3 protein-coding genes and 1 tRNA gene are annotated in these 3,546 nt (G+C 46.5%); 1 reads left to right on the top strand and 3 read right to left on the bottom strand.

Going from position 1 to position 3,546, the window contains the following annotated elements:
• Nucleotides 1-173: 173 nt before the first annotated feature.
• Nucleotides 174-599 (bottom strand): hypothetical protein, encoded by a 426-nt coding sequence (locus J7529_RS24405; protein WP_318731144.1) that lies wholly within the window; start codon nt 597-599, stop codon nt 174-176.
• 569 nt (nt 600-1,168) lie between these two features.
• Nucleotides 1,169-1,241: transfer RNA gene (locus tag J7529_RS24400), tRNA-Arg, on the bottom strand.
• 169 nt (nt 1,242-1,410) lie between these two features.
• On the opposite strand from J7529_RS24400, the gene purH reads away from it, so the two are divergent.
• Entirely contained in the window at nt 1,411-2,949 is a 1,539-nt protein-coding gene (purH, locus tag J7529_RS24395; RefSeq protein WP_318731143.1) for a bifunctional phosphoribosylaminoimidazolecarboxamide formyltransferase/IMP cyclohydrolase, read from the top strand.
• 80 nt (nt 2,950-3,029) lie between these two features.
• Here purH and J7529_RS24390 read toward each other — a convergent pair whose 3' ends face one another.
• Entirely contained in the window at nt 3,030-3,410 is a 381-nt protein-coding gene (locus J7529_RS24390; protein WP_318731142.1) for a tyrosine/phenylalanine carboxypeptidase domain-containing protein, read from the bottom strand.
• Nucleotides 3,411-3,546: the final 136 nt, after the last annotated feature.

Below are 3,546 nucleotides of genomic sequence, written 5' to 3'. Positions count from 1 at the left end.
AAGACCGGCTCCAGAAACGTGCCATGAAGGACTCGAACCCTCAACCGACTGACTAGAAATCAGTTGTTCTATCCAATTGTTCTACATCTCTAGCGTGAGTTTTACCCTTAAATCTTAAGTTAAAAGTTAATAAAGGGGTAGTAAGTATGAATAGACGTGAACCTGATCGCCCCCTAATAAAATGGACTTTGCCAGACGGGATAGTCGGTAGTATCCATTTCGTCAGCCACTCCACAGTAAGTTGCCATCACTTGCCCTCGATTATTGTGGAAGCATCTTTGGGGGTCGGTTCTCCTCCACCAATACCCCTTACTGTCTTGGGCAAATCGCCCTGGATAGATACTTCTGATTGCCTTTTCCGTGAAATGTCCAGTTTCTCTCAGTTGCTTCTTGCTCAAATATTTTCCAAGATAAGGGTGAGATGCCCGTGGAGTGTCACGAAGTGTATGTTTCTTGTCCTCCCTAGACCAGGAGCTTTTGTCATAAAATTGAGCGTCATTAAGCTTCCAGTGGAAATCGTAACTTTGTCCCCAGTCTCTACTGCCGTATTGCCCTGTAAGCAGTTTTTGATTGAGAGCCTCTCTGGCGATAGCAGTCACTATCCTTACTCCTTTGGATATTTTCCCCTCTCCTATTTTCAAAAGAAGCTCCCTATCTTCTTCACTCAGTCCAGTAATTGGTGTAATCCTCTTCTCAGTCATGACGATTGTGGGATGACAAAAAGTATATGTTTTGGTCGCCACCCCAAGAAGGGGTGACATCCATAGTATATACTCTTCCATCACACCTTATGATTCTCTACTTATCCATCAATAACGCTTATGTAATGGTCATGTGATTGAGGGTGGTTTCGAGGGGTGAGGTTACCCTCTTATCTCTGAACACCGGGTGATTCACCCGGTGACAGCAGTTGCGTCTGAAATTGAGAGGATATTTTTGGGGTTTTGGGAGGATTTTCAGTTTCTCTCGGTTTCCTCTTGGGAACCCCCTTGGATTTCTCTATGGATTCTATAGAAAACTCTAATTACTATCTAACTCATTCAACCTATTTCTTGCCCCTTACTTTTGGAGGTGTTATGGTGGTTTTGTGTGAAATATGTGTGTAGAGTACCAGATTCTGGTCTGGGTGTCGGGGCTGAAAAGTCTGGAGTACTATACACAAGAAAGACGAGCACGGAGGGATTTGAACCCCCGACACCCAGAACCGGAATCTGGTGCTCTATCCACTGAGCTACGTGCCCTTAACCTAAGGAATCATAGCATAGATTTTCCCAAATTGAAACTTCTTCCTGGGGAGTGTGCGAGGTATTGCATTCAGGTCTGCAAGAATTTTAAGGTTTAATTTCTAATTGGTAATAAATCCCTGCTGTATCCTTAAACGTGGCTTATCAATCATGGAACACTTGTCTTATGGCTCCTCTCGCCCTTCTTAGCACATCCGATAAAACGGGACTGGTGGATCTGGCCCAGAGTTTAGTGGAAGAATTTGGATTTGATTTAGTGAGTAGTGGAGGTACGGCGAAAACCCTACAAAAATGTGGATTAACGGTAACGAAGGTTTCTGACTATACGGGATCGCCAGAAATTCTAGGCGGCCGGGTGAAGACGCTCCATCCTCGCATTCATGGGGGAATTCTAGCGCGGCGCAATCTGGAGGAGGATCTTCAGGATTTAACGGATAATAACATTCGCCCGATTGATTTGGTGGTGGTGAATTTATACCCGTTTGAACAGACAATCGCTAAGCCGGATGTGAAGTTAGAAGAGGCGATCGAAAATATCGACATTGGTGGCCCCACCTTGCTGCGAGCGTCAGCTAAAAATTATGCCCATTTAACCGTCCTCTGCGATCCGACTGATTATAATGCTTATGTAACGGAACTGCGTCAACAGGGGGGTAAAGCCTCAGCAGAATTTCGGAAAGAACGGGCGATAAAAGCCTTTGCCCATACTGCGGCCTATGACCGAGCGATTACTGCTTATTTAACCGGTCAGCAAGAGGAACTGTTGCCCTCTGAATTTAGCCTATCGGGACAGAAGCGGCAAACCATGCGCTATGGCGAAAATCCCCACCAGAGCGCCGCTTGGTATCAGACGGGAACGGGAAAAGAGGGATGGTCAGGAGCAACCCAATTACAAGGAAAGGAACTCAGTTATAACAATTTAGTGGATTTGGAGGCTGCGCGGCAAATTATTACCGAGTTTACGGATAAGCCCGCTGTGGCTATTTTGAAACATACTAATCCCTGTGGTCTTGCGGTGGCGGATACGTTGGTGGAAGCCTATCAGAAGGCATTGGCAGCGGACTCGACTTCAGCGTTTGGCGGTATTGTGGCTCTGAATCAACCGATTGATGGGGCGACTGCACAGGAGTTAACCCAAATCTTTCTCGAATGTGTGGTTGCTCCTGGTTGCGATCCGGAGGCTCAAGACATTTTACACAAGAAATCGAAGTTGCGGGTTTTGGTCTTGCCGGATCTGATGCAAGGGCCGCAGGTGATGATCAAGAGTATTGCGGGTGGTGTTTTATTACAACAGAGCGATCGCACCATTAGCACCCCGGATCGGTGGGAAGTGGTGACGGAAAAACAACCGACTCCAGAGCAGTTAGAAGAGCTATTCTTTGCTTGGAAGGTGGTGAAGCACGTGAAATCGAATGCGATCGTGGTGACCAAAAAACAAACCACCTGTGGCATAGGAGCGGGTCAAATGAACCGCGTCGGAGCTGCGAAAATCGCCCTAGAACAAGCGGGGGAAAAAGCCCGTGGGGCCATACTTAGTAGTGATGCTTTCTTCCCCTTTGATGACTCAGTACGGACGGCTGCGGCGGCTGGGATTGAGGCGATTATTCAGCCTGGGGGTAGCGTGCGCGATAAGGACTCGATCGCCGCAGCCAATGAGTTAGGGGTAGTCATGGTGTTTACGCGAATGCGCCATTTTCTACATTAAGAGATAGGGGGCGATCGCTGCACAAAAGAGCGATCACGCCAGCAATAGCCTATATCAGATGCTCCGGTAAGTAGCGGGGTTCAACGAAGTAACCCTGGTCGCGTAACTCTTTCAGATCGGAACATATCGAGGGCGACTTTTCCACACATCAGCAAGGAATAGTCATCAGGATACTGTTCAAGGTGGGCGGAAACTTGACGAAATCCCTCAAAGTAAACCTTATCTTTGACATGGCATCCAGGAACACTGGTGTCAGTAAAACCGCGTTTTGCACGGGAGGTAATTGCAAAGGCTTTATCAAATGTTGTGTGTTGAATCAGTTCACAAAAAACATCGTAGAAGCTATGATTTAAACTCAGATAAGCGGCAATCACTCGTAGTGCATAACGGCGTTGATCCGCAGGAGATTGAACACCATAGCAAGCTTCATGGTAGTTGGCTAATCCTTCTTCTGTAGCCATATAGGGCACCTCTATTAATTGCTCTTTCGAGCAATGAATGAGATAAAAAAAGACCGCCTTTTTCCCAAAAGATGAAATTTCATCTAAGAAGTAGACAGTTCATCATAGACCAATCACTTTTTATTAAAACTCCCCT

This window comes from Roseofilum sp. Guam (assembly GCF_017746735.1).
Classification (GTDB): domain Bacteria; phylum Cyanobacteriota; class Cyanobacteriia; order Cyanobacteriales; family Desertifilaceae; genus Roseofilum; species Roseofilum reptotaenium.
The sequence above is the reverse complement of the archived record's forward strand: the minus strand, read 5'-3'. Positions and strand labels throughout refer to the sequence as shown.